The 24,763-nt window shown below is 51.4% G+C and carries 23 protein-coding genes; 11 read left to right on the top strand and 12 right to left on the bottom strand.

Annotation, left to right across the window (positions count from 1 at the left end; genetic code table 11):
- Positions 1 to 9: 9 nt before the first annotated feature.
- Positions 10 to 366: a hypothetical protein gene (locus ACP9M6_RS05940; RefSeq protein ID WP_427454399.1), complete on the top strand. Its 357-nt coding sequence runs from the start codon at positions 10 to 12 to the stop codon at positions 364 to 366.
- A 10-nt stretch (positions 367 to 376) separates the two neighbouring features.
- Here the strand turns inward: ACP9M6_RS05940 and ACP9M6_RS05935 are convergent, their stop codons facing one another.
- The 5 genes from ACP9M6_RS05935 to ACP9M6_RS05915 all read right to left on the bottom strand — a co-directional run bounded on the left by ACP9M6_RS05935 (position 377) and on the right by ACP9M6_RS05915 (position 8,406).
- The gene (locus ACP9M6_RS05935) at positions 377 to 1,273 is read right to left on the bottom strand and encodes an NAD-dependent epimerase/dehydratase family protein (protein ID WP_427454397.1); all 897 of its coding nucleotides are present in this window, start codon (positions 1,271 to 1,273) and stop codon (positions 377 to 379) included.
- 2 nt (positions 1,274 to 1,275) lie between these two features.
- On the bottom strand, positions 1,276 to 2,295 hold the full coding sequence (gene gmd / locus ACP9M6_RS05930; protein ID WP_427454395.1) for a GDP-mannose 4,6-dehydratase: 1,020 nt from the start codon (positions 2,293 to 2,295) through the stop codon (positions 1,276 to 1,278).
- Positions 2,292 to 6,263 carry a glycosyltransferase gene (locus ACP9M6_RS05925; RefSeq protein ID WP_427454393.1) on the bottom strand — a complete coding sequence of 1,324 codons (3,972 nt, stop codon included), beginning with the start codon at positions 6,261 to 6,263 and terminating at the stop codon, positions 2,292 to 2,294. Before ACP9M6_RS05925 ends, gmd begins: the two co-directional genes overlap by 4 nt.
- 45 nt (positions 6,264 to 6,308) lie before the next feature.
- A complete protein-coding gene (locus ACP9M6_RS05920; RefSeq protein ID WP_427454391.1) occupies positions 6,309 to 7,052 on the bottom strand; it encodes a sulfotransferase family 2 domain-containing protein in 744 nt (247 codons plus the stop codon).
- Positions 7,053 to 7,164: 112 nt separating this feature from the next.
- Complete coding sequence (locus ACP9M6_RS05915; protein WP_427454389.1) at positions 7,165 to 8,406, bottom strand: DUF2793 domain-containing protein; 1,242 nt, start codon at positions 8,404 to 8,406, stop codon at positions 7,165 to 7,167.
- A gap of 169 nt (positions 8,407 to 8,575) precedes the next feature.
- Between ACP9M6_RS05915 and rfbC the strand changes: the two genes are divergently transcribed.
- The 7 genes from rfbC to ACP9M6_RS05880 are packed head-to-tail and all read left to right on the top strand — an operon-like array spanning position 8,576 to position 14,429.
- Entirely contained in the window at positions 8,576 to 9,142 is a 567-nt protein-coding gene (rfbC, locus tag ACP9M6_RS05910; RefSeq protein WP_427454387.1) for a dTDP-4-dehydrorhamnose 3,5-epimerase, read from the top strand.
- 3 nt (positions 9,143 to 9,145) lie between these two features.
- A complete protein-coding gene (rfbB, locus tag ACP9M6_RS05905) occupies positions 9,146 to 10,201 on the top strand; it encodes a dTDP-glucose 4,6-dehydratase (protein WP_427454385.1) in 1,056 nt (351 codons plus the stop codon).
- Positions 10,201 to 11,082 (top strand): dTDP-4-dehydrorhamnose reductase, encoded by an 882-nt coding sequence (rfbD, locus tag ACP9M6_RS05900; RefSeq protein ID WP_427454383.1) that lies wholly within the window; start codon positions 10,201 to 10,203, stop codon positions 11,080 to 11,082. The genes rfbB and rfbD overlap by 1 nt, the downstream gene beginning before the upstream one ends.
- Positions 11,079 to 11,963, top strand: a complete 885-nt coding sequence (rfbA, locus tag ACP9M6_RS05895; RefSeq protein WP_427454382.1) for a glucose-1-phosphate thymidylyltransferase RfbA — start codon at positions 11,079 to 11,081, stop codon at positions 11,961 to 11,963. Before rfbD ends, rfbA begins: the two co-directional genes overlap by 4 nt.
- 23 nt (positions 11,964 to 11,986) lie before the next feature.
- On the top strand, positions 11,987 to 12,754 hold the full coding sequence (locus tag ACP9M6_RS05890) for an ABC transporter substrate-binding protein (protein ID WP_427454380.1): 768 nt from the start codon (positions 11,987 to 11,989) through the stop codon (positions 12,752 to 12,754).
- Positions 12,751 to 13,719, top strand: a complete 969-nt coding sequence (locus tag ACP9M6_RS05885; protein WP_427454378.1) for a FecCD family ABC transporter permease — start codon at positions 12,751 to 12,753, stop codon at positions 13,717 to 13,719. Before ACP9M6_RS05890 ends, ACP9M6_RS05885 begins: the two co-directional genes overlap by 4 nt.
- The gene (locus ACP9M6_RS05880) at positions 13,716 to 14,429 is read left to right on the top strand and encodes an ABC transporter ATP-binding protein (RefSeq protein WP_427454376.1); all 714 of its coding nucleotides are present in this window, start codon (positions 13,716 to 13,718) and stop codon (positions 14,427 to 14,429) included. The genes ACP9M6_RS05885 and ACP9M6_RS05880 overlap by 4 nt, the downstream gene beginning before the upstream one ends.
- Here the strand turns inward: ACP9M6_RS05880 and ACP9M6_RS05875 are convergent.
- Together ACP9M6_RS05875 and ACP9M6_RS05870 are read right to left on the bottom strand one after the other, a co-directional pair.
- Positions 14,426 to 14,617 (bottom strand): helix-turn-helix transcriptional regulator, encoded by a 192-nt coding sequence (locus ACP9M6_RS05875; RefSeq protein WP_427454374.1) that lies wholly within the window; start codon positions 14,615 to 14,617, stop codon positions 14,426 to 14,428. The two genes, ACP9M6_RS05880 and ACP9M6_RS05875, sit on opposite strands and share 4 nt — an antisense overlap.
- Positions 14,618 to 14,629: 12 nt before the next feature.
- Positions 14,630 to 15,034: a hypothetical protein gene (locus tag ACP9M6_RS05870; RefSeq protein WP_427454372.1), complete on the bottom strand. Its 405-nt coding sequence runs from the start codon at positions 15,032 to 15,034 to the stop codon at positions 14,630 to 14,632.
- A 139-nt stretch (positions 15,035 to 15,173) separates the two neighbouring features.
- On the opposite strand from ACP9M6_RS05870, the gene ACP9M6_RS05865 reads away from it, so the two are divergent.
- The gene (locus ACP9M6_RS05865; RefSeq protein WP_427454370.1) at positions 15,174 to 16,115 is read left to right on the top strand and encodes a radical SAM protein; all 942 of its coding nucleotides are present in this window, start codon (positions 15,174 to 15,176) and stop codon (positions 16,113 to 16,115) included.
- 8 nt (positions 16,116 to 16,123) lie between these two features.
- On the opposite strand, the gene ACP9M6_RS05860 is transcribed toward ACP9M6_RS05865, so the two are convergent.
- Together ACP9M6_RS05860 and ACP9M6_RS05855 are read right to left on the bottom strand one after the other, a co-directional pair.
- Complete coding sequence (locus ACP9M6_RS05860; RefSeq protein WP_427454368.1) at positions 16,124 to 18,082, bottom strand: alpha/beta hydrolase family protein; 1,959 nt, start codon at positions 18,080 to 18,082, stop codon at positions 16,124 to 16,126.
- Between the two features lie 156 nt (positions 18,083 to 18,238).
- Positions 18,239 to 19,261, bottom strand: coding sequence for a 2'-deoxycytidine 5'-triphosphate deaminase domain-containing protein (locus tag ACP9M6_RS05855; RefSeq protein WP_427454366.1), 1,023 nt, complete (start codon positions 19,259 to 19,261; stop codon positions 18,239 to 18,241).
- Between the two features lie 193 nt (positions 19,262 to 19,454).
- Here ACP9M6_RS05855 and apaG point away from each other — a divergent pair, with 193 nt between their 5' ends.
- Entirely contained in the window at positions 19,455 to 19,904 is a 450-nt protein-coding gene (gene apaG, locus ACP9M6_RS05850; RefSeq protein ID WP_427454364.1) for a Co2+/Mg2+ efflux protein ApaG, read from the top strand.
- Here the strand turns inward: apaG and ACP9M6_RS05845 are convergent.
- Positions 19,901 to 20,734, bottom strand: coding sequence for an SDR family NAD(P)-dependent oxidoreductase (locus tag ACP9M6_RS05845; RefSeq protein WP_427454361.1), 834 nt, complete (start codon positions 20,732 to 20,734; stop codon positions 19,901 to 19,903). The two genes, apaG and ACP9M6_RS05845, sit on opposite strands and share 4 nt — an antisense overlap.
- Positions 20,731 to 22,200 carry a flavin-containing monooxygenase gene (locus tag ACP9M6_RS05840; RefSeq protein ID WP_427454359.1) on the bottom strand — a complete coding sequence of 490 codons (1,470 nt, stop codon included), beginning with the start codon at positions 22,198 to 22,200 and terminating at the stop codon, positions 20,731 to 20,733. Before ACP9M6_RS05840 ends, ACP9M6_RS05845 begins: the two co-directional genes overlap by 4 nt.
- A gap of 148 nt (positions 22,201 to 22,348) precedes the next feature.
- Here ACP9M6_RS05840 and ACP9M6_RS05835 point away from each other — a divergent pair, with 148 nt between their 5' ends.
- The gene (locus ACP9M6_RS05835) at positions 22,349 to 23,911 is read left to right on the top strand and encodes an ABC1 kinase family protein (protein ID WP_427454357.1); all 1,563 of its coding nucleotides are present in this window, start codon (positions 22,349 to 22,351) and stop codon (positions 23,909 to 23,911) included.
- Here the strand turns inward: ACP9M6_RS05835 and ACP9M6_RS05830 are convergent.
- Entirely contained in the window at positions 23,902 to 24,717 is an 816-nt protein-coding gene (locus ACP9M6_RS05830) for a nucleotidyltransferase domain-containing protein (RefSeq protein WP_427454355.1), read from the bottom strand. The two genes, ACP9M6_RS05835 and ACP9M6_RS05830, sit on opposite strands and share 10 nt — an antisense overlap.
- Positions 24,718 to 24,763 lie beyond the last annotated feature (46 nt).

Below are 24,763 nucleotides of genomic sequence, written 5' to 3'. Positions count from 1 at the left end.
GTAGAAACTGTGATGACAACGTCTAATGTATATGAGATTTTTAACGACTTTTTGGCGTTTAAAGACCCAACGCAGGTTTTGGATTTAGCCACTCATTTAGAGGTCTTTGGATCCGCAACTTTGAGCGATGGAAAAGTCTATACGGGCGAGGCGGCCCCGGAAGCCTTTCGGGAGGCCATCCGCCGTCATGCGGAAACAAAAAAGTCATCTGTAAAACTAGGAAAGATTTCCTCGCGGGTCGGAGATGACACGGCCGCGATCTTTGTCACAGAAGTGAAAGGAAAGCGAACAAGTCAATCTAGCGCCTTCTCAATCACACTGCGCGGATCCGATATGATTGGTTTTGTTGAAACAGTCTCAGCTTAATACCAGATAATTATAGGCGCTCCAGCATAAAGCGGAGCGTCGCTTCCAAATCATGGATAGGTTTCGGAGCCCCCGCATCGCGCAGCTGCTTCGGGTCCCCAACGAGTTTTAAGAGCGCCCCGGGCGTGCCCGTCGTGATAATTTCTGGATGATGTCCGGTAATATTCGACAGAGTTTCCAAGACATCTCCCACGCTCGCGGCATGACCTGAGCAGAGGTTAAGAACGCCCGTCGCCTCGCGTGCCATTAAGGCCACGTAAGACGAAACAGCATCGCGCACATCCCAAAATTCCCGAATAGAGACGGTCTCCCACAACTCAATTCTCTGCTGCCGCCCCGAAAATGCTTTCACAAGTTTTGGCACAATAAAATGATCGGGCTGTTCAGGTCCCGTGTAATTAAACGGCCTGAGGCAGAGTGTCGGCAAACCTGACCCCGCCGCCAGATTTTCCATATCAAGTTTTGACTGCCCATATGCATTCGCAGGCATTGGGGTGCGATTTTCGGAGACTGGTTCTGGACCGGGATTGCCATAGACAGCAGCACTGCTCGCCAGTGTAATATGCTTTAAACGCGGCGCATAATCCTGTGCTGCGTTTAACACATTCGCCGCACCGTCAACATTGACCCGCGTGTAAACCTCTTCGTCATCGCGACGTGTCGCACTGATCGCAGCTAAATGAACAATATGCGTTGGATCAGCAGTTTTTACAGCAGCAATCGTCGCGCTGACGTCACATATATCCGCAATGTGAACCGGAAAATCTGCGGACATAATGGGGTGGCGCGAGAGTCCCGCCACATCCCCACCTGCAGCCCGAATAGCGGAAATAAGGTGCTGCCCGGTAAAGCCCTCAGCCCCTGTGACGAGGACCTTTGCTCCCGCTAAACTCCCTGAACGGGTCATATTTATCCGAGGCGTTTCAGATCGGCTTCGACCATAATCCGGCAAAGCTCTTCCAAGTCTGTTTTGGCCTCCCAACCCAGATCGGCCTTCGCTTTGGACGCATCCCCGATCAGAAGTTCCACTTCGGCTGGACGATAGAACTCGGGGGCAATGACAATGCGTTTTTCACCCGTTTTCGCATCGCGTCCTATTTCGTCCTCATCCTTCCCGGACCATTCTATATCGATATCCGCGCCTTTAAAGGCCATATCCACGAAAGACCGAACCGTTTCCGTGCGATTTGTCGCGAGGACATAGGTGTCAGGTTTATCAGCCTGCAACATGGCATGCATACCTTGTACATATTCTTTAGCGTAGCCCCAATCGCGTTTCGCATCCATATTCCCGAGGCGTAGAACCTCGCTTCTACCGGTCGCGATTTCAGCCACACCATGCGTAATTTTTCGCGTCACAAATTCACGTCCACGAAGTGGAGATTCGTGATTAAAGAGAATTCCGGACGTTCCAAAAATACCATAACTTTCGCGGTAATTAATTGTCATCCAATGCGCATAAAGCTTTGCAACGCCATAAGGGCTGCGCGGGTAAAAAGGCGTATCTTCCTTTTGCGGAATGGCCTGGACCTCACCAAACATTTCGGATGTGGAAGCTTGGTAAAATTTGATTTTTGGATTCACAATCCGAATCGCTTCCAATAGGTTCACCGGGCCGATACCGGTGATCTCCGCAGTCGTGATCGGCTGTTCAAAGGAGACACCGACAAAGGATTGCGCAGCAAGATTATAGACCTCGTCAGGTTCGTGAACCTGCATAAGACGGATAGAACTGGACAAGTCTGTCAGGTCATATTCGACAAGCTTGAGGTTTTCATGGTTTGTCACGCCGACATAATCCAAGCGCCAGAAATCGACGCTGGATGTCCGACGATATGTGCCGATAACTTTGTAACCCAAGCCCAGAAGATATTCGGTTAAATACGCCCCGTCCTGTCCGGTGATCCCTGTAACAATTGCTGTTTTCATTCTGCTGCTACTGCGGTTTCCGCAGTCCCTTCTTTTGCCCAATCCAGCATCGCCGCATAATGTTTGGCGATGTTCTGATATGCGTAATTTGCGTTGTGATAGTCCACACCGGCATAGGAAATGCCCGTCCAGATCTCTTGGTCCATATAGGCTTTAACAGCCAATTCAGCGAAAGCTTTCGGATCATCCTCTTTCAGAATGACCTCAGCCAAACCTTCCTCGGCCATACCTTCAAACGCGATGGAGGTTCCGACCACGGGAACACCGACACCGATAGACGATGCGACTTTCCCCTTCAGGCCCGCCCCAAATCTCAGGGGCGCCAGTGTCAGACGCGTCTTCGATAACAGAGTGTCAAGATCGGGAACAAAGCCCTGAATAATGACGGAATCGGATGCATAAGCTTGGAATCGTTCAGGCATGGAGGACCCACAAATCCGCAAATTCACACCGGGCAATGCCGTCTCAATATGCGGCCAAATCTTTTCCATCATCCAATCGACAGCATCGACATTAGGCGGATGTTTATACCCGCCGATAAAGAGCATATCTTCCGTCGTGTCATATTCGACCAGACGTTCGGAATGCGGACGGATCAGTGGAACGAGCCAAAGTTTTTCTGCTGGCACACCCAGGTCAAGAAGTACCTCCTCCTCGACAGAAGAGAGAATGATCGTGGCATCCGCTTTTTCAATATAGGAGAGTTCACGCTCGCGCATGACATCTGCTGCAGCGGCAACCTCGGCATCGCCCGTTGTTTCGGCGCGACGTTGCATCCGAAGAAAGTGCATGTCGACCGTATTATAAATCGTTTTGGCTGAGGGCAAACGTTCCTTAATTTTATCGAGGAACAGGTCAGCACTCTCCGCACGGCTCACAATGGCGTAGTCAAACATATCACCGCGATCATCGATGAACATATCGAGATTAGAGTAGAACGGGTGGTAGACGCATTCGATACCGAGCGCCTGCAGATCTTGTGTCGCTTTACCCCAATAGGCAAAATTTGATCCCGGCACAAAATGAACGCGGTAACCCTGCTCCACCAAAATTCGCATGGCATAGACAGAATTAACAGAACCCGCATCCTTATCCGGCTCCGGCGTTTCCGCATCAATATAAAGAATGTGCCCTTTTACGGCACGGTCCGAGGCCAAGAACGGGGTCTGCGCATTTGGCAGATGATGTTTTAACGGCTCAGCCCAGCGCTCTTTAAATATCTTCTGATTGACGAGTTGATATTGTTTCGCGCCCGCATTCAAATCCGTACCGGAGGACAAACCCTCAATATGCACAACAACGGAGGACGGTTGATAAACGACGCGGTAACCCATTTCGCGAACTTTGAAGCAGAGATCTGCATCTTCATAATAAGCTTTTTCAAGGCCTTCGTTGAAACCACCGATCTCTTTCCAAAGCACAGTCGGGATCATTAAGGACGCGCCGGAAATATAATCGACATCTCGGACAAAATTATAAATCGGGTGATCGGCATTCTGCCCCTTCCCCCAATTCCAACCGGAGGCATCCTCCCAGATGATCCCACCGGCTTCTTGTAACTCACCCGTTGGATACACAAGCTTTGAGCCCGCAATACCCACATTCCCATGTTCGCGGAATGTCGCGAGCAGATTTTCCATCCAGCCCGGTTTGACCAATGTGTCATTATTCAAAAAGATGAGGTATTCGCCCCGCGCATGCTCCGCCGCGCGATTACAGTTCAACAAAAAATGTAAATTTTTCGGGTGACGCACATAACGAATACCGGGAATTTCCTTAAGAATTTTATGGAAAGGATCCGGAGAGGCATCATCCGCAATAATAACCTCATAGGTACAAGACACGCGCTGTTGATAGATCGACTTTAAACACGCAATCGTCTGACTGATCTCATTATAAACGGGGACAATAATAGAGATCACCGGATTGTCGACCTCTGGGAAAGCAAAATTAATCGTATTGTCGGTTGTCGGCAACGCCGTATTGGCCTCAACTTGCATGACTGGCGGTTGAAGGCGTTGCGCCAAACCCGTAGCTTTTCGCGCCATGCCGAGTTTTATCATCTCAGGTAAGGGCAAACCACGACGGATCATCCGCAAAGTTGAGAATAAAAAGCTCTTTAGACCCGCTCTCAAAGGCGCGCGCTCGTAATATCCGAGCCGGTTTTCCAGAACCGAAACTTTGGCAGAAAACTCATCTTCAACCATCTTTGAGCGAAGGTTTTCCATCTCAATGGTTGTGTCTTGCATCTCTTTGATGCGAGTAATTTCGGTTAAATTATTTTCGGTCTTTTTAAGCGCTTCTTTTGTTTCATATAAGTCACCGCCAATCCGGTTAATTGTGTGAATCGCATCATCCAGGGCTTGCGTCTTATTTTCTAGTTCAGATTTATACTCAGCCTCTCGTTGACGCGTTTCAATCAAATTCCCCTTAAGGTCCGAAATCGAGTCTTTCAGGAAATCCAGTTCATCACGTCTCAATTCAATCTCGGCTTCTATGACCGCTAATTTCTTTGAATGACGAGTCTTAGCGGATTTGAGGTTTCTGTTAAGACGCTTCACTTCTTTCTCAATTTGAGACTTTTGTGTATCCGCGTGTGATAATTTGGATTTTACATCAGAGATCGTTTTGACAAGCTCCACTTCTCTGTCTTTTAAATACTCTTCGGCTTCCCGTAATTTTCGGATCTCCAAGTTTAGCCCGTCCCTTTGCGCTTTTGCGCCTTCGGAGTCCTTAACCCTGGATTCGATATCACTTTTCAAGCGGTCGATTTGCTTTTCCGCCTCGGAGCGCGCGGCATCTTTTTGCGCAATGGTTTCGCGTAAAGAGGTAATATCCGCTTCGGTATTCGCCAATGTATTTCGGAGCGCCTCAATCGAGTTCGTCTCAGCCGTCAGCTCACGAATTTTGGAATCGCGTGCTTGTATAGCCGAGTCTAGAGCCGTGGATCTCTCTCTCTCTTCGGCAAATGTTTCCTTTATCGCATTCGCTTTTTTGACATAGTCATCCAGCGCTTCAGCTTTTTCATCATATTCCGCCTGAAGACGTTTTCTTTCAGACAAAAGTTGAGCATTCTGCTCTTCCGCCTGCTTTAAAGTTTCTAAACGATGTTCAGGAACCGTGAGCATTTTTGCGGATTTCGGTAGCAGACTCTTCCCGGCCTTGAGTGTTTTCACATCAAAAGTGACGGACTCGAGATAGGTTGATGCCGCAGACCAATGCGCAAATAAATCATTGTCAGTCTTAGCCAGTAATGCGTCATAAGATGTATCATCTTTTCCAGATACAGACTCTCTTTGCCCGACGATTCGGCCAATCATATCAATCATACTCGGCGTAGCCTGAAGTTTCAGATGCGGAAGGGCCTGCGTCATCGCCTCAACGATACTATCTGATGTTAAGGAAGTGAGCCGTTCAAACAGAACAACGGGGGGCTGATGCGCGGACAGAACTTCACCTAAAGTACTTAACTGAGATTGCACGACGAGGTCTGCCGCTGCTTCTGAAAACCCATTACGCTTAGATATGGAGGCCTTGACCTTGGACGGCCGCCGCAGCGCACCTATAACATGCAGGTCATGACCTGACTTTTCCGCAACGCGTGGCCAAATCGGAAGAAGAACTGCAAGACGAGGATCCTTGATAAGCTTGTTTGAGCCGTTATCGAAATCAGTCGCAAGAACATTAACTAAACTATCAATCGCCTGATCCGCGGCTTCGGTGTCCGGCCACGCGTCTGGTAGCGCCGCCGCCGTTGTCCAATCAACACCTAAGGCTTCGAAGAGCGCATCATGGGCCGCAACAATTTTTGAATTTTCCCAAAATCCACGTGGATTATCAAAGGCAGGCAGCATTAAGGTCCGCCCGAGATCAAGCCCGAGAACAGAGAGAACCTGCGTGCAGACGGACGTCCCGGATCTATGGACGCCGACGACAAGTTGTATGACGGGTTTGTCTGTTTTGGACACGAAGGAAAACGCCTATTTTGTTAGGATGTGGCTGGCCGCGAAGACTTAAATACCACCGGACTTTACGGCTTTGTAGAGGTCCATGTCTATCGCATTGAGTGCTAAGAGTGCATCAAAGGTCTCTTCGCCAATCCGTTCTGCGAATTTGGCAACATTTTCTTCGACGGTTCGACCACGTGACGTCACATTTTCATGCACACTGACCGCTTCAAAGTCAGGAAAATGTGGACGAATCAGAGCTTGAAACTCCAACATGGACGCATCGAATGTCTCAACAAGGCCCACAACCGGAAATGCCTCTAATGCTTTACGGGCCCGTGGTTCAAAGAGCTGCATTTGCTTATTTGGCGTAAAGTCATGGAAATCCTTAAGACGGAACGCGTGAAATTCTTGCACTTGCCAAGGGTTAGGCGTCGACACCCGCCAATCCATATAATATTTGAAATCGCCTTCCTTGGCCTTGATCGAACCCGGTGTTTGCGCATCCTGTTTCCGCTCAAAATCATAGGCTGACCGGATGCGATCAATCGGATGACGGAAGAAGAAAATTGGAATGATTTCAATATCTTCATATTCCGGTACGGTTACAACAGCCGTGTGGGAACTGACCGCATCATATTGAGGGTTTTCACGAATGAATTTGATCAAGTCCTCCGGATCAAGCTTTCGGTTGTTCGGCCCTTCAATTTCAATCCAACGCTCGCCGAAATTACGTTGTAGGATCGTATCAACAGACGTGCCTGCATTCTTGAAAAGGTGGAAATGGACGATAACGGGACGTTTTGACATTTTAGCGCCTGAATAGTGGGGCCGTCGGAGTGACGGCAAAGCATAGTTCCGCGCCCCTTACGAAAGGGACCGCGACTCTTCAACCCCACATTCGAGGTAATGGCCTTATCGCTTACACCGGTTGACGATCATGAACCGTTCGCCAATCCGCTCCATCAAAGAAGACTAGCGCCATTCCGCCAACGGCATCCGATACCATTGCGATACTGCCGCCGCCCTGCCCTGGAGGAAGCGTTGCAACCGTGTAAGTCTGCATGCGAACCGCCCCCTGAACATCCAACATGGCTTCAATCGGTTGAATATTCGGGCCGACGCGCATCCCTGTTGCCGTATCCACGATAAAGGCCCCATCACCCGCAGGGACAAATGTGATATCGGCATCGAGTCCTGCAGCGGTATTTTTAAAAACGAAAGAGAGATCATCCGGATCATCCTTTTCCGTAAACCGCCAATACAGACTCGTTCGGGGAAGAACGTTTGAACCATTTCGCGTCACGACCGTGCTGGTGAGTTGCAGACCCTGCCAGAACGGATTACCCGTATTCTTGCCCCCGCACCCGACAAAGACGAAGGCGGTCCCATCCGCCAGTGTTTCATCAGAGGTCGGCTTTTCAAAACTCATATTGCCTTGCCGCGTTCGGATATAGCTGACACCAGCCTTATTTCCGCTATCCACATCGAATTCCAGCTGTTGCCCGTCCGGCAAACGCAGATTTGCCGTCCAAGGATCGACGTGAAATACCTCGTTAAAGGCCTGACCATTTCCGCTCACCTTGAGCGAAAAATCATTATTGCCCACGAGTCCGAATTCCGCATGGCCTTGGAAATCATTCTGGAACACGAAGGAGGCCGTCTCTCCGCTAGAAGATTTATTCACGACGCAGCGGTGGCTCGCGCCGGCATGGGTGAAGAGTGTGGCATCTGATGACACGGCCAGTCGGTTAGTGCCGTCCGCAGTTGCATTGATGCCCAGTTGGGTCAGAGAGCTGAGATCATCACCGCTCCCACCAATAACCTGCCAATCCGACCCGTCGAAAACGGCAAACCGCGCTTCATCCTCGACCCAGACCTGCCACCCCATCTCAGGCGGATAGGTCAGATAGCCACCCTCCTGATACCGTATCAGACTGCCGGGCGGTCTTTCCCAGTCCCCTTGAGGGTCAGGAACGATATAGCCGCGACCCTCTTCTGGAGACACAGGCGGCGCGGTCATCGTTCGACTGACCACCCGGGTTTGCACGCGAATATCCAACGCTTTGAGTGCTTCATTATGCGTAATATAACTCAGCGCCTGCCCCGGCATGATATAAGGCAGGCCAAGTGAAGGTGTTTGTTGTTGAGCGAGCGTGGGCATCTGTGAGATCCTTGTTGAATTGACTTTCATAGAAACTAGCCGACCCCGTAAAAGTGAGGATCATGTTCTTCTTAAAGGCGGATTGGCCTTCCCTGTTGATGCGGGACCAACCAAGCGTTAAGACGCGACAAAATGCGACGGTTTTGTCGCACTTATATTGGGATCAATCATGAAGTTCGAACGCACGTCCATACCCGACGTCGTCATCGTGACGCCGCGCCGTTTTGGCGATGCGCGCGGCTATTTCATGGAAACCTATAAGCGGCAGGCCTTTCTTGAGGCGACCGGGCATGATCCTGTTTTTGTGCAGGATAATTTCTCGCTCTCCGCCAAAAAAGGCACGATTCGAGGCCTTCATTTCCAGACACCACCTCATGCACAGGGGAAACTCGTCCGCTGTCCACGCGGGGCTTTGTTGGATATCGCCGTGGATGCACGGATCGGGTCACCAACTTATAAACAATGGGTCGCGGTCGAATTGACGGGCGAAAATGACAAACAACTCTGGGTGCCCCCTGGGTTTCTCCACGGGTTCCGGACACTCGCGCCGGACACTGAAATTGCCTATAAATGCACGGACTATTATGCGCCGGAGTGCGATGGGTCAGTCATGTGGAATGATTCCGACTTAAACGTGGATTGGGGCGTGGATTCGGGGGATGCACTCCTCTCTGAAAAAGACCAAAAGGCACAGAGTTTTGCCGATTTCGACAATCCGTTTACCTATCAAGGATAAATCATGAAAATCATTGTTACCGGAGGCGCAGGTTTCATTGGCTCCGCCGTTATCCGACAAGCCATTAAAGACGGTCATTCTGTGATCAATGTGGATTGCCTGACCTATGCGGCCAATCTGGAATCCCTGAAATCCGTCTCGGATAGTCCGAATTACGCATTTGAGAAGCTCGATATCAATGACGGCCCGGCCATGATGAGCCTGTTCGACCGTCATCAACCTGACGCGATTATGCATCTGGCAGCAGAATCTCACGTAGACCGTTCCATCGACAGTCCAGGGGAGTTCATCCAGACGAATGTGATCGGGACGTTCAACCTCCTCCACGGAGCCCGTGTTTACTGGGATAGTCTAACGGGTGAGAAGAAAGAGAATTTCCGCTTCCACCATATTTCGACTGATGAAGTGTACGGCGATCTGGAACTGGACGATCCGGCATTTGAGGAAACCACCAGCTATGATCCGTCTTCCCCATATTCCGCTTCGAAAGCGGCGTCGGACCATCTCGTCCGGGCTTGGGCGCGGACATATAAACTCCCCACGCTGATTACAAATTGTTCCAACAATTACGGGCCGTTCCAATTTCCGGAAAAGCTGATCCCCGTTGTCATCCTGAAAGCGCTGCACCGCAACGCCATTCCCGTTTACGGCGCGGGCGATAATATCCGCGACTGGCTCTATGTCGACGATCACGCGGATGCGCTGCTAACCGTCCTACAAAAAGGTGCCATTGGCGAGACCTACAATATTGGCGGAAACAATGAGCGGACCAATCTGGAGCTCGTCAAAACAATCTGCGGATTGATGGATGCGCGAGTCGAAGATGGCTTCAAACATGAAGAGCTCATCACCTTCGTCACAGACCGTCCCGGCCATGACCGCCGTTATGCGATCAATGCGTCCAAGATTGAAAATGATCTGGAGTGGACACCGTCCGTGTCTTGGAATGAAGGCTTTGAGCAAACCATCAATTGGTACCTTGAGAATGAGGATTGGTGGAGACCTCTCGTGAAGGCCGATATGTTCGGTGCCCGTTTGGGACTCGAAGGCAAAAAGTAATGTCCCTGCGCCTCGCCATCATAGGAAAGACCGGGCAGCTCGCCCGCGCCCTCCTGCGCGAGGGTGAGGATATGGGTCACGAGATCATTGCGCTTGGCCGTGATGCGCTCGACCTGACAGCGCCTCCGCAAGAGATTGAGATGGCCGTCGAGATGCTACCGTCGGGCGTAGGCGCACTCATTATCGCCGCTGCTTACACCGCCGTAGACGCAGCAGAAAGCGATGCAGACACCGCCTATGCCGTCAATGCCGCGGCTCCCGCCGCGATTGCACGCGCCTGCGCCCGCCATGATATTCCGCTGGTCCACATCTCGACGGATTACGTGTTCGACGGCGAGGCCGACCAACCCTATATGCCGGATGATGATACGGACCCACCGGGCGTATACGGAGCGTCAAAACTGGACGGCGAATTGGCGGTTCTGTCCTCAGGCGCAAGAGCGGTTATCCTTCGCACATCCTGGGTGTTTGACGGGACCGGCAAGAACTTCCTGACAACCATGTTGCGCCTGTCCGAAACGCGAGACGAATTGCGCGTTGTGGACGATCAAATCGGTCGCCCAACCTATGCCGGACATCTCGCTCGCGCGGTTATCAAAGCGGCAGAAACGCTCGCGACAGAACCGGATTTGGAAACCTCTGTTCATCACGTCACAGGTGGCGGAGAACCTATTAGCTGGGCGGATTTCGCCGTGGCCATTTTCCAATCCACAGACCGCAACACGCGTGTCGAACGAATTCCGGGCAGTGAATACCCGACACCCGCAGAAAGACCTTCCTATTCCGTGCTGGACACGGATAGTTTCGAACGAACATTCCGTCATCCCCTACCCGAGTGGCAAAAGGGATTGGCGGCAGCTTTAATGGAGCGCACAGAATGACAAAACAACGCAAAGGCATCATCCTCGCCGGAGGAACAGGCTCACGCCTGCATCCCGCCACGATCACGGTCAGCAAACAGCTCATGCCGGTTTTCGACAAGCCGATGATTTATTATCCGCTTTCCGTCCTCGTACAGGCAGGTATTCAGGACATCCTGATGATCACAACGCCGCACGATCAAGCGCAGTTCAAAAAATTGCTGGGCGACGGGAAAGCCTGGGGATTAAACATTGAATGGGCGGTGCAACCGTCACCCGATGGATTAGCCCAAGCCCTTATCATCGCGGAAGATTTCCTCGACGGCGCGCCGTCCGCGCTCATCCTTGGCGACAACCTCTTCTTCGGCTCAGGTTTCGCCAAAACCATCAAAAGATCAGTCAAAGATACGGGCGGTGCGACCGTGTTTGGCTTCCACGTGAAGAACCCTTCGGATTACGGCGTTGTCGGATTTGACAAGGATATGAACGCGATCTCCCTCGTGGAGAAACCTGAAAACCCAGCCTCGAATTACGCCGTCACAGGTCTGTATTTCTATGACGAGCACGCGCCGAAATATGCGAAAACGGTCACCCCTTCCGCCCGCGGCGAATTAGAGATTACCGCTCTGAACGAGATCTATCTCAACCGTTCGGAACTGCGCGTTGAACTCCTCGACGAAGGCACTACATGGCTGGATACGGGCACGCATCGCTCCCTCCTCGCCGCTGCGCAATTCGTCGCCGTGATGGAAGACCGTCAGGGCATCCGTATTTGCTGTCCGGAAGTCGAGAGTTTCCGCCAAGGGTGGCTGACGAAAGACGAGCTCCTCACGCTGGCGGAACCGCTCAAGAAATCCGGCTATGGCAATTACCTCGCCAAGGTCGCCGAGAGCGAGCACTGAGACCAAAACTCTATCCAGCGGTCTTGACCGCCTTTGGGGTCGCCGTTTTGAGCGCCTGCACCGTCAAAAATACCGCACTGACCTCAGATCAAATCGTCAGCACATCGCTCTGCGCGGATAGCTACCTTCTCGCCATGCCGGACCTGCGCGACCGGATTGGGGCACTATCTTGGCAGTCGCGCAGTACACTCTCCCGCGCACCAGACACATTACAAGACTTACCGCAGGCGGGAGAGAATCTCGAACGCTTGATAACCTTTTCCGACGCGAAAATTATCGTTGGCCCAGGGCCGTCGCAGCTTCAATCTCCCGCTGTCAGTTTAACATGGGGCGAGAATTTCGAGACAGTTTGGACAAATTTTGAGGCGCTTTCAAAAACGCTAGAGGCCAGAAACCCGTCTGACAGTTTAAAAGATCGTCTGAATAAAATTGATCGGTCTAAAACGCCACCCAAACTCCTCTATCTTAATCGTGCGGGCGGGACGGCGGGACCCGGTACATTTGTGAATGCGGTCTTTGAGGTCGTCGGTGGCGAAAACATTATCTCAACACCGGGTTGGCAAAGCCCCGATACGGAAAGCCTATTACAATTAAATCCCGATATCATTGTCACGAGTTTCATGGCCTCAAATTATAAAGGTACGAATGACCGTGCCATCCGGCACGCCGCATTGGCAGAACGATTAGAGGCAGTTCCGCAGATAGATATTCCCGGCGCATTATGGCCCTGTGCAGGGCCGGGCCTTGTCGATGCGGCAGAGCTTTTATCTAAAGAATTGGCGAAGTTGTGAGCGCGCGGCTCTGGACGGTCTCTCTCGCGGGTTTGCTCATTCTCGTCAGCCTATTGAGTTTGATCATTGGCCCGACCGCGTTTTCAATCGCCGAAATCTTTAATGGTCTGCTCGGCAGAGGGGACGCTAATATTCAAACCATCATGCAGGACATTCGCCTGCCGCGGGCCTTACTCGCCGCAATTGTCGGCGCGGGATTGGGCGCATCCGGCGCAGCCCTACAAGGCTTTACCCGCAACCCGCTTGCGGCCCCCGGACTCCTCGGGTTTTCAGCCTGCGCGGCTTTGGGGGCGGTTCTGGCGCTGTATTTTGATTTCAACGCACTCATCACGCCCGCCGCGATCGGACTGGCCCTATTGGGAGCCCTTGCAATGACGGGGTTCTCCCGCCGTAAGCCGGGCGCGTCAGGACTCGTCCTGGCGGGGATTGGGATTGGCGCGCTTGCGACAGCCGTGACGGGGCTCGTCATGAACCTCGCCCCTAATCCATGGGCGCTGTCGGAACTCGTATATTGGTTAATGGGGTCGTTAAAAAACGCTGACCTGTTAGATGTCGCGATTAGCGGCCCTCTGACACTTGTTGGATTGACTTTACTCTGTCTCAGTGGTCCGGCCTTGCGCGTCCTGGGGCTTGGTGAAGAGACGGCACAAAGCCTCGGCATTTCCGTGGCTAGAACACAAGCTCTTATCGTCACGGGTTGTGCGCTTTGTATTGGCGCGGGCGTAGCAGTCGCAGGTGCGATTGGATTTGTCGGTCTATTTGTACCTCATATTTTGCGATTCCTAACCGGGCCTGATGAAGCGCGCCTCGTCCCCCTCTCCGCATTGGGCGGCGCAATCTTCCTCGTCATTGTGGACACGCTTATCAGGGCAACCTCCGGACCCGGCACCCCTCTCTATCTTGGCATTGTCACTTCATTGATCGGAGTTCCGTTCTTCCTTTGGTTGGCTTGGCGGCAGACATGACGTTAGAATTAAATAATATACGCGTCGCTTATTCCGGCAAAACGGTCATACGGGGCATAACTGTAAAAGCACGAGCCGGAGAGTTAATCGCTCTGGTGGGACCGAACGGGTCGGGAAAATCATCCCTTCTTAAAGCTGTCACAGGTCTCATACCGCATGAAGGTCAGACGAACCTTCCACCAGATACGCGCACCCGCGCAAGCTCTTTGGCCTATCTTGCCCAAGACGCGACCGCACCTGTCCGCCGAAAAGTTAGAGATATTGTTGCGCTGGGCCGAACACCCCATATCGGGCCGCTTGGTAAACTAACCTCGAATGATGATGTGATCATTTCAGACAGTCTTTCACGCTGTGACATGAGCGAGTTTTCAGACCGGGAATTCGGTACACTTTCCGGAGGCGAACAAATGCGTGTCCATCTCGCGCGAACTTTTGCGACACAGGCACAAATTCTTCTTGCCGATGAGCCCGTCACAGCGCTTGACCCCTATTATCAACTCACAGTCATGGATGCTCTTCGCGGATATGCCGGAAAGCACCGGACCGTCATCACCGCTTTACACGACCTCAACCTGGCGCGCAGATATGCAGACCGCATTTGGGTGATTCAAGACGGTATTCTCGTCAAAGATCACTTACCCGATGAAGCTTTGGATATCGAGACCCTGGCACAGGTTTTCCGCATCACGCCCGACGGGCAAAGTCTTTAATTATCAGAAAATATCTCTTCAATTTTCATTTCAAATAATCTGGCAATTTTAAACGCGAGCGGCAGGGACGGATCATATCGTCCCTTTTCTATCGCATTGACGGATTGGCGCGAGATATTGAGCTCATCTCCAAGCGCAGCTTGAGACCATCCTTTTTCGGCGCGTAATTCTTTTAAACGGTTTTCCATATTGATAGCCGCCTATTTTAAACCCATGTGACGCGCCGGACCAAAGCATGATGAGAGGCCCAAGGAGACAAAAAATACGGGGAATATCCAAAATATGGGGACATCTGGTACGCCATCGACAAGCAATTCGATTAATCCCCATACGCCGCTAAAAGCTAAGACAGCAAATGTCGCCACAACAAAACTCTGCGTGAAGAAGTAGCGCTGGGCCTCATCGACACATCTCACAAACTGCCAGATTGTGTGAAGCATATATAAAACGAATAATCCTGGAATTAAGCTCAATGCGATTTGCGCCGAGAGTGGCAGCGCCGTTGATTTGAGTGCCAAACTGACCCCGATCATAGCGCCAGCATATCCGAGTGATCCTCCCAGAATGCCAAACATATAGCGTCTTAAATGCGTTTTTGCTGACATCACTATTCTCCTTTTTATGTAAAGCGTCCTTTACTTAGTCAAGCACACTTTACATGTCAAGCAAGCTTTCCATTTTATAATTACGGTCTTTAACGCATTCTTATATGACATGGTTCGGTTGGCTCGCTACGATAACAAGATGACTATTCTGATTGATCCGGCGAAGTTCAAAGACCCTCTTATCACCGCCAAAGGTGAAAAGCGGGCAAAGGTATTCTTCAAGCAGCTCGACACGCTCTGGTTCAACACGGGATCACAATGTAATATTGAATGTGCGAATTGTTATATTGCGAGTTCCCCCACCGCTGATCATTTCATCTATCTAACACCGGAAGATATGGCCCCTTATCTGGATGAAATAGACGCTCTGGATATGGGTAAAATCGAAATCGGTTTTACAGGCGGCGAACCTTACTTGAACCCGTATATCATCCGTCTATCGGAAATGGCATTGGAACGGGGGCATTCTCTACTCGTTCTCACAAATGCGATGAAACCGATGATGCGGCCACGGGTACAGTCTGGACTTTTGGATTTACAACACCGCTTTCGGGGGAAGATGACACTGCGCGTCAGCCTCGATCATTTCACGAGACAGAGCCATGATGCGGAACGTGGGGACGGAAGTTACGACATTGCGCTAGAAGGACTTCGCTGGCTGACAGATAATGGGTTTGATTTGCATATTGCCGGACGCGCAACATTTTCAGAATCAGACGTCGCTGCACGCGCGGGATATGCAAAACTCATTGAAGAGCACGGTTGGAAAGTCGATGCATCAAATCCAGCCCATGTCATGTTATTCCCGGAGATGGATGACACCATGGACGTACCGGAAATCACGACAGCCTGTTGGGGTATTTTGGACATCCACCCTGATAGTCTGATGTGCAGTCATTCGCGGATGGTTGTAAGACGGAAAGGCGAAGCCCGCCCCGTTATCCTTGCCTGCACTCTGCTGTGGGATGACTCGCAATTCGAGATGGGCAAAACGCTTTCACAAAGCCTCGGACCCGTGGCCCTCAACCATCCGCATTGCGCAAAGTTCTGCGTATTAGGCGGAGCGAGCTGCTCCGCCTAATCCTTATTTCATTTCGCCATAAATTCAGATTCGCCGTTCACCTTGATAAGGAAATTATCAAGGCCTTCGAAAAAGGCTTCGCGGTTTTCCTGACGTGAGAGGTAATGATCTTCATCCTCAAATTCCATATAGGTCCCGTCAACACCCGCCTTTTCCAATGCTCTCTTCATCTTCTTATATTGATCAAAGTGAACATTAATATCCGAGTCGCCATGCGCCAGAAAAACGGGGACTTTGATATCGTCCGCCCGTTGCGTCGGCGAATTCGCTTTGCGGGTCTCTTTGTCATCCATGGCCTCGCCAAAAAATGTTTTGGCGGCATTTTTTCCCCCGCGATATTTTGCAAGGTCACGTTTCGCATCCGCAATATCAGTGAGAGCCGCCATTGCGATGACGCAACTATATCGATTTTCCACATCTTTCGCCGCACCCATCAAGGCCGCATAGCCACCATAGGACCAACCGGCGATACAGGTTCGGTCCGGATCAGCATATCCTTTTTTAAATAGGTATTTCGTCGCGTCCTCGACATCTTCCTGCATGACAATCCAATTGTTTCGTCCGGCCTCTTCAAAAGATTTTCCATATCCGTCAGATCCGCGAAAGTTCATCTGCATAACCCCATAACCGCGAGAGGCGAAAAACTGTGCAAAATAGTCAAATCGCTTCGCATCACGTCCATAGGGGCCGCCATGAGGCAGAATGATAAAGGGCAGGTTCTTAAACTGCGCCTGCGTGGTCACAGTCACGGGCATCGTAATATAGGCCGGAATTTTTTGACCGTCCCGCGCCGTGTAGGAGGCGGCAACGACGCTCCCCATATCGGCAGCTTCCAAGCCGTTATATTGACGTCCCACCAACCGCACATTTTCGTCACCGCTGGAATACATAAACAGACCGCCCGGTTCATATGCCGTACTCATTCTCACAATGAGGGTCCGGTAATCGTCCGTTTGATCAACAAACCTAACCGAATAATCAGGATATTTCGCGCGCAGTTCATCAATGAGGGTAGAATATTCGCCCAAGAGCTCAGTCTCGACTTCGTCGGCTATATATTTAGCCCCGATCACAGTTTCGCCGTCCGTACTGACGACGACGCCCGAGGCATCATAATCATCATTATGGAATAATTCGCGCGTCACTTTCTTCTCAACAAGGTCATATATATAGAGCCCGAGTGTATCGCGGCCATTATAGCGCCCGACAATCAATTCTCTTCCGTCACTTAAAATACCAAAAATCGGCGTGTCGGCTTCGAGACCGGGATATTCGTAATCAGTTTCCCATTTCTCTGTGAGCGGATCAAAAATTCTCATCCGGTCTTTACCTTTATCGGTCTCGCCGACGCCGATACGTAGAACGCCATTATCATCTGTCATCCACCGCTCGATGCCATTCACGCCGCTTTTGACGCGTCGGTCCCGGCCATTCTCCACTTTGACCTTATAAACATCGGGATAGGCGCTAAATTCTTCTTCCGAATAGGCCATTAAAATATGATCCGGATCATCCTCCAACCAATCCACCACTCGATTGTTGAACTGTCGAAACATGTTACGGGGTTTGACCACTAAGCGGCCTTTTTCATCACCGGACACATCCTGTGTGTAGAGATAGCCAATCATAAACGGTGTATCGCGATAGGATTCAAGTTTCGCGACGGAAACAACAAAGCGATCATTATTTATCCAACGGATATATTCAGGTCTGATATCTTCCCCGAGGGCGAGGACGGTCGGCTTAACGGTAAGATCATCGATCACACTCGTATAAACAAAATAATTACCACCTTGATTGGAAATCACGCCGATTCGTTTCCCATCTGGCGACAAATCCGCGTCTAACGAGACCGGCAATTCACCAAAGGCTTTGGCAGGCGGCGCCGCGTAGGTTGCAGAGGAGAGCGCGCCAAACAAAGATGAAGCAGCCACAAAGATGACGACGTTAAAAAATGAAATGCGCATAACCCAACCCTAATGAATGTTTCGAACTATGAGGAACTATGAGGGATGAAATCCAAACCGCAACTTATTCAGCTGACATTTTTCTTAAGTCTTGATTTTGTTCAGAAGGATAATTGAAATTTGAAGACGTAAACGTTGAATTTAATATTAGTTAAATCAGACCTGCGAAAAATGTTTCGACAATCGTAATCCTTGCGCCTGATAGTGACTGCCCTGATCGCCATAAAGCGTGTCCGGTATGGCCGACATGGTTTCAAAGACAAGCTTTGCGACGGGTTGTCCGTGTCGTAGAAGAAAGGGGACATCTCGGCCGCGGACTTCCAAGACCGCGCGACTGCCAGCACCGCCTTGTTTGGCTACACCAAAACCGGGATCAAAGAATCCGGCATAATGCGCCCGGAATTCGCCAATTTCGGGCGCAATGGGGGCCATTTCAGCGGCTTGATTAATCGGGATTTCAACGGATTCGCGACTTGCGAGAATATAAAATTCCTCAGGATCCAGAACTAACTGCCCTTGCGGCGCACGTAAGGGGGCCCAGAAATCCTCTGGCGCATGTGCGCCAAGACCGCGTAAATCCACCATGCCCGAATGACGCCGCGCGCGGTAGCCGATAACCGCTCCGGGACCGTCACCTTCCAGATCAATACTGACATGTTGCGTGCGTAACGCTTTATGAGCCCCGCGTCGAAATCGAATCTGTCCGAGACGATCACCGGGACGGACGAGAACCGGGAATGTACGCGGCGCGACCTCCATGTAAAGCGGTCCGGAATATCCAGCCGGAATATGATCGAATAATTCTCCGCCATCGCAAATGACACGGGTGAAGACATCCAGTCGACCGGTCGAACTTTTCGGATTTGCCAATCCCTCGACATCTTCCGGTAGGTTCAAACTCTCGCAAAGCGGGAGTAAATAAACGCATCCCGTTTCCAGAACCGCGCCACCGTTCAAGTCGATTTCGTGCATTTTGACGAAATCCAGGCTCTCGCGAACCGTGCGATCGCGTCCCGGCAGAAAACTGGCACGCAAACGATAAGCAGTTCCGCCGAGGCATAAATCCAGGCTTGCAGGCTGAACCGAGGGCGGATGAGCCGGGTCGGTTTTCAGACCCGTAATACGCCCCTGCGCAACGAAGTCAGCAATGTCCTGTTGGGGGAGAATTCCGTAGCTCATGCGGGCAAGCTACCCTTTTCTATGTGATGTGCAACGGGTTCGACCACAAATCTGTACATGAGTTTTCCCTGTTTTGAATCCTGTATTCACTGGGGAAAGTCCTTGCAGGTGCGACATTCTTTCGTCACGGTCACGATAGAGAGAGACTGGTTTTGTGGGAAAACCTGAAAAATCGTGACGAACGGGAGTGGGCGTGCGAGAGAGAGAACAACATAGCGAGGACGAATTACCGTCCATTCAGGGGTTTCCCCTCTACGAACACCGCACGGACGGTGTAATTGTCCGCGTTGAGCCGGAATTTCTGGCCGATCAATCTAATCCTTCCGATTCGCGCTTCATTTGGGCCTATACGGTCGAAATTGATAATCAGAGCGGACGCGACCTCACCGTTGTCGAACGATTCTGGCAGATTGCGGATAGTCGCGGTCAAGTTCACGAAGTCCGGGGGTCCGGCGTTGTCGGTGAACGTCCCGTCGTGAAATCCGGCGAAGTGTTCCGCTACACATCCGGTGCGCCGCTGACGGCGCCATCCGGCATGATGCGCGGGTCTTACACGGTCAAAGATGATCAGGGTGAGAGCTTTGACATCACCGTCCCGACATTCTTATTGGACAGCCCGCATGAAGGTTTGGTGTTGAATTAATTCGACGCGCCGAGGGCTTTACCTTTTGTGTATTTCGCCAAAATCTTTTGATAGCTGACAGGCATCAGGCGTTGTAGAAAACTTGCAATCTTTGCGTCTGAGCCGACGACAATACGTTTCTTCCGTTTTGCCGTTCCGGCAAGAATAATCTGCACGGCTTTATCGACGGGGGTGATTGCAAGGTCATCAAAGTCAGCGTCCAGCTCGGACTTGCTCGTCCCATCCGGCATATGATCTACGACCGCATTTCGCGCGACATTGGTCTGTACACCACCGGGATGTACGCAACACACGCCAACACCGGTTTCCGCCTCTTCCATCTCCAATGCGAGCGTTTCTGTAAATCCGCGTACAGCAAATTTCGACGCGCAATAATGGGCTTGCCCATGATAGGCGATAAAACCGAAGAGCGAGGATATGTTCGTCACGACGCCTTTGGTTTGAATTAATTGGGGCAGAAATCCTTTTGTCATCCGCACGACACCCCAAAAATTGACATCAATAATCTGTTCCATCGACTCCAGCGGCGTATTCACCACATCGCCCACGCGTGTCATGCCCGCATTATTGAATACAAAATCGGCCGGTCCCAAGGCCGCTTCCACTTTGGCAGGATATGCGGCGATGGCAGCCTTGTCGGAGACATCCAGCACATCCACCAAAATCCGGTTACCGGCTCCAACCATCGATTTCGTCTCTTCCAACCCCGTTTCGTTCACGTCGGAGATTGCAAGAACTGCACCCTGCGCAGCCAATTGCAACGCAAGTTCGCGCCCCATGCCCGAGGCCGCACCTGTAATGACGCAGACTTTATCTTTAAAAACACTCATGCCGCTGCGTCCTGTTTAAATTTCCGACCAAATTCCAACCCTTCATGCGACTCCGCATCCCGCAGGAGAACGGATTTATCAAAACGGTAATCCTGTCGGTTGCGCCAGGGGTCGCGGTCCCCTTGTTTCGGCAGCTCCTCAACAACCCGCGTGATATACCCCGCCTCGAAATCAATAAACGGATTGGCTTTTAAATCTGCTGGCGCTTTCGGGACAACGTAATCCAAGTTTTGCGCGTCCATATGGTTCATGAGTCGACAGGAGAAGCGGGAGATTAAATCCGCCCGCAATGTCCAACTTGCATTTGTGTAGCCAAAAATTGAGACGAGATTGGGGACATCAGAGAACATCAACCCGCGATAGGCGAAGGTCTCACCGAGATTTTTCTCACCCCCGTCAATGGAGAGTTTCGCCTGCCCTGCAAAGACAACTTGCAAGCCTGTGGCCGTCACGATCAGGTCAGCCTCTAAAATCTCGCCCGATTTCAATTTTATACCTTCGGGGACGAACCGCTCGATATGATCGGTCACGACATCCGCCTTACCGACTTTCATGGCCTTAAACAGGTCCGCATTCGGGACGAGACAGAGCCGCTGATCCCACGGGTTATAATTGGGTGTGAAGTGTTTTTCGACATCGAAATCCGGGCCCAGTTCTTTTCGAATGAGCTTTAATAAATGATCGCCGACCTTTTTCGGCTTCTTCTGCGCCGTGTTATAAATGAACCGTGTATAGGCGATATTTTTGGCGCGGGAGACGGCATAGGCGGCATTTTCCGGCAGAATTTTTCGTAATGTATTTGCGACCCAGTCGGTATCAGGGCGCGAAGCAATCCAGGTCGGACTGCGTTGTAACATCGTGACATGCGCGGCGGTCTCGGCCAGCGATGGAACCAGCGTCACAGCCGTTGCACCGGACCCAATCACGACAATTTTCTTGCCGGAATACTCATAATCCTCCGGCCAATGCTGCGGATGGATGATATCGCCGGTGAAATCCTCGCGCCCCTCAAAATGCGGGTTATGGCCTTCGTCATAGCGATAATAGCCGGGCGCGGAGATAATAAAATTCGCGGTCATCTGTGAGGTTGCGCCGGATTCGGATTGATAAGTCACATGCCAATGTGCCGCGTCCGAGTTCCACTCCATCGCCACGACCCGCGCATCATATCGGATGTGATCTTCGACCCCAAACTCCGCCGCCGTTTCCTGAATATATGACAGGATGGCCGGACCATCGGCAATGGCTTTCGCGTCCGTCCAAGGTTTAAAATCATAACCCAGCGTGTGCATGTCAGAATCAGAGCGTATCCCGGGATAACGAAACAAATCCCACGTCCCGCCCATGCGGGTCCGGGCTTCCAGAATGATATAGGTTCGGTTCGGGCAATCGCGTTGATGGTGACAAGCCGCACCAATACCGGACAGCCCTGCGCCAATAATGAGAGTATCAAAATGTTCGGTCATAGAAGATGTGTAAGACGCAGCCCCCGAAATGTCAGGACATAAATCCGAGACACGCCCATGCGCGAATGGCTTACGACTATAACTGCGCAATGCAGATGTGTCGAAATCGCTGCTATATTCCTGTGCGCCCCCTCTCTATAAGCCCCTCATGTTTAAACGTTTCGCGACATTTTTCCGCCTGCTCCGCACGGCTTGGGTGCTGATCCGGCATGATGCGCTGGTCCCGGCGGAATATGCGCCATTTGTGCCGTGGCCAGTGCGCTTTATCGGCGCGATTAGCCGTATTTTCAGCCTTGGCAATCGCAAAGGCAATGCCGGCGAGCGTTTTGCGCGAGCGTTACAAGATCTCGGTCCCGCCTATATCAAGTTCGGACAAGTCCTCGCGACACGTGGCGATATGTTTGACGCGGAATTTGCCCGTGGTCTGTCCGTCCTGAAAGATAAAGTTCCGCCCTTCCCCATGGAAAAAGCTGAAGCTATGATGGCGGCAGAATGGGGCGCACCCTGGTCAAAACATCTGGCCTCCCTATCTGAACCTGTCGCCGCAGCGTCTGTTGCGCAAGTCCATAAGGGCGTGTTGCACACGGGCGAAACCGTCGCCGTGAAAGTCCTGCGTCCGAATATCCTGACGCGCATGACGAATGATATGAACACGATCGCGCTCGTGGCAAAATTGGCACATGGCGCGGTACCGAAACTCCGCCGTTTGCGGCCCAAAGATTTTGTCGCAGAGGCCCGCCGCGCCGTGATGCTGGAACTCGACCTGCGCCTTGAAGCGGCCTCGCAAAGTGAGCTCGCGGAAATTGCGGAAGATACGGGGTTATACCGCGTGCCCAATCTCTTTTGGGATCTGGTTGGAAAAGACGTCCTCGTCAGTGAGTGGATTGACGGCACGGCGCTCTCCTCTGACACAATTTTGGATATGCCGCTGGAAGACCGTCAAAACCTTGCCACCAAAGTCATTCAATCTTTCCTCGCCTCCACATTCGAATATGGCGTCTTCCACGCCGACATGCATGAGGGCAATCTCATCATGGATGCAGACGGGCAATTGGTCCTGCTCGATTTCGGGATTTTGGGTCGCTTGGGCGAAGAAGAAATCCGGTTCGAGATTGATACACTATTCGGCTTTCTCCAGCGTGATTATTATAAAATTGCACAGGTTCATTTTGATATCGGCTATGTCCCCCCGCATCACAGCGTAGAAGAATTTGCCAGCGCCTTGCGCGCGGTCGGCGAGCCGATCTTTGGCAAACGCGCCGAAGACGTGTCCATGTCCAAAGTCTTGCTGCAACTGCTCGAAATCACAGATATTTTCGATATGGAATTGCAGCCGCAATTAATTCTTTTGCAAAAAACAATGATGCAAGCCGAGGGTGTCGCCCGCCGCCTCGACCCGGAATTCGACATGTGGGAAGCGTCGCGTCCCGTCGTCGAGAAAGCCGTCCGCCGCGAATTGGGGCCGGAACGGTATCTCAATGACTTCCTTGATGGATTGGGCAAGACACGCCGCACGCTCAGCATCCTCCCCGAAGCCACCGACAATATCGCAAAACTCGCGCAAGCCTGGGCGGATGGAGAGATTGATCTCTCGGTGGACCGGAACAAGCCCGCAAAGACACGGAAACGCGATATCGTCCGCCCCGTCGCCTATGCAGGATTGGGCGCAGCCATAGCGCTGGGCGCAAGCTGGGCCGCGGCTCAGTTGTAAAGGTAGCAATCTTTTACGATATTTCTAAAAAGCTGATTGGCTTCTTCTCTTCTATCAAACCGAACCGGATTTAGTTTGCTCACAGTTCCCTTCGCCCAATTAATCTCAGCTTTTATGAAATCATCTACGACAGTCACGCGTGGCGCAAGGCCGATTTCCTTTGCTCGACTTTTTGCTTCAATCAGTGCTTGAATTTCGGACTTCAGTTCGTTGGTAAGGTCGAGACCGTTCATCAAAGCTTGAAAATTCATAGGCGGAATAATGTCGGGATGAGTCCTCAACCAACAAATATTCATGGCAGGGCGAGTTGCATAAAAATACTTTTTCAATTTCACATTGGATTGGCCTTCAATGTGCTTCTCCCATTGCTGCAACGTTAAACTGAGATAGTGATTGAGACAGGCCGTCTCGTGCGAAACTCCGCGGGAGAAGTCTTCAAGTTTCCCGCATATTTCAGAACTCCATCTGTATCGAATGGGACTCGACAACCATTCAAGCATCACCGGATTCGGTTTCAACATAAGATTCAAGGCTTTCCGAATATCCCAGCCATTTATGTCCAGCTCATCATCAATTGGTAGTTCGATAACATCTCGACCCGGCGTTAATGAGAGATACCAATCCGGATCGTGAGCATAAACAAATCTCACATCATAATCGCTATCAGGCGAAGGAAACCCCCATGCCCGACTGCCGCTTTCAACCGCGAATAAAATTTCTACTTTGTGATCTCTTTCAATCCCCTCAAGTTGCGAGAGGATTTCTGTCCGAACAGAGTCAGAGATAGAGGATTTGAATTCGGCCATGGGACATATAGCTTTGCACAAGGTTATTGAGCGCGTAAACCACCTC

This window comes from Litorimonas sp. WD9-15, assembly GCF_050271975.1.
GTDB lineage: Bacteria > Pseudomonadota > Alphaproteobacteria > Caulobacterales > Maricaulaceae > Litorimonas.
The sequence above is the reverse complement of the archived record's forward strand: the minus strand, read 5'-3'. Positions and strand labels throughout refer to the sequence as shown.

Excerpts from the sequence above, each read along its gene's own strand:
- ACP9M6_RS05935 (WP_427454397.1), bottom strand. The coding sequence starts at position 1,273 with ATGACCCGTTCAGGGAGTTTAGCGGGAGCAAAGGTCCTCGTCACAGGG.
- gmd (WP_427454395.1), bottom strand. The coding sequence starts at position 2,295 with ATGAAAACAGCAATTGTTACAGGGATCACCGGACAGGACGGGGCGTAT.
- ACP9M6_RS05920 (WP_427454391.1), bottom strand. The coding sequence starts at position 7,052 with ATGTCAAAACGTCCCGTTATCGTCCATTTCCACCTTTTCAAGAATGCA.
- ACP9M6_RS05915 (WP_427454389.1), bottom strand. The coding sequence starts at position 8,406 with ATGCCCACGCTCGCTCAACAACAAACACCTTCACTTGGCCTGCCTTAT.
- rfbC (WP_427454387.1), top strand. The coding sequence starts at position 8,576 with ATGAAGTTCGAACGCACGTCCATACCCGACGTCGTCATCGTGACGCCG.
- rfbB (WP_427454385.1), top strand. The coding sequence starts at position 9,146 with ATGAAAATCATTGTTACCGGAGGCGCAGGTTTCATTGGCTCCGCCGTT.
- rfbD (WP_427454383.1), top strand. The coding sequence starts at position 10,201 with ATGTCCCTGCGCCTCGCCATCATAGGAAAGACCGGGCAGCTCGCCCGC.
- rfbA (WP_427454382.1), top strand. The coding sequence starts at position 11,079 with ATGACAAAACAACGCAAAGGCATCATCCTCGCCGGAGGAACAGGCTCA.
- ACP9M6_RS05880 (WP_427454376.1), top strand. The coding sequence starts at position 13,716 with ATGACGTTAGAATTAAATAATATACGCGTCGCTTATTCCGGCAAAACG.
- ACP9M6_RS05875 (WP_427454374.1), bottom strand. The coding sequence starts at position 14,617 with ATGGAAAACCGTTTAAAAGAATTACGCGCCGAAAAAGGATGGTCTCAA.
- ACP9M6_RS05870 (WP_427454372.1), bottom strand. The coding sequence starts at position 15,034 with ATGTCAGCAAAAACGCATTTAAGACGCTATATGTTTGGCATTCTGGGA.
- ACP9M6_RS05865 (WP_427454370.1), top strand. The coding sequence starts at position 15,174 with ATGACTATTCTGATTGATCCGGCGAAGTTCAAAGACCCTCTTATCACC.
- ACP9M6_RS05860 (WP_427454368.1), bottom strand. The coding sequence starts at position 18,082 with ATGCGCATTTCATTTTTTAACGTCGTCATCTTTGTGGCTGCTTCATCT.
- ACP9M6_RS05855 (WP_427454366.1), bottom strand. The coding sequence starts at position 19,261 with ATGAGCTACGGAATTCTCCCCCAACAGGACATTGCTGACTTCGTTGCG.
- ACP9M6_RS05845 (WP_427454361.1), bottom strand. The coding sequence starts at position 20,734 with ATGAGTGTTTTTAAAGATAAAGTCTGCGTCATTACAGGTGCGGCCTCG.
- ACP9M6_RS05840 (WP_427454359.1), bottom strand. The coding sequence starts at position 22,200 with ATGACCGAACATTTTGATACTCTCATTATTGGCGCAGGGCTGTCCGGT.
- ACP9M6_RS05835 (WP_427454357.1), top strand. The coding sequence starts at position 22,349 with ATGTTTAAACGTTTCGCGACATTTTTCCGCCTGCTCCGCACGGCTTGG.
- ACP9M6_RS05830 (WP_427454355.1), bottom strand. The coding sequence starts at position 24,717 with ATGGCCGAATTCAAATCCTCTATCTCTGACTCTGTTCGGACAGAAATC.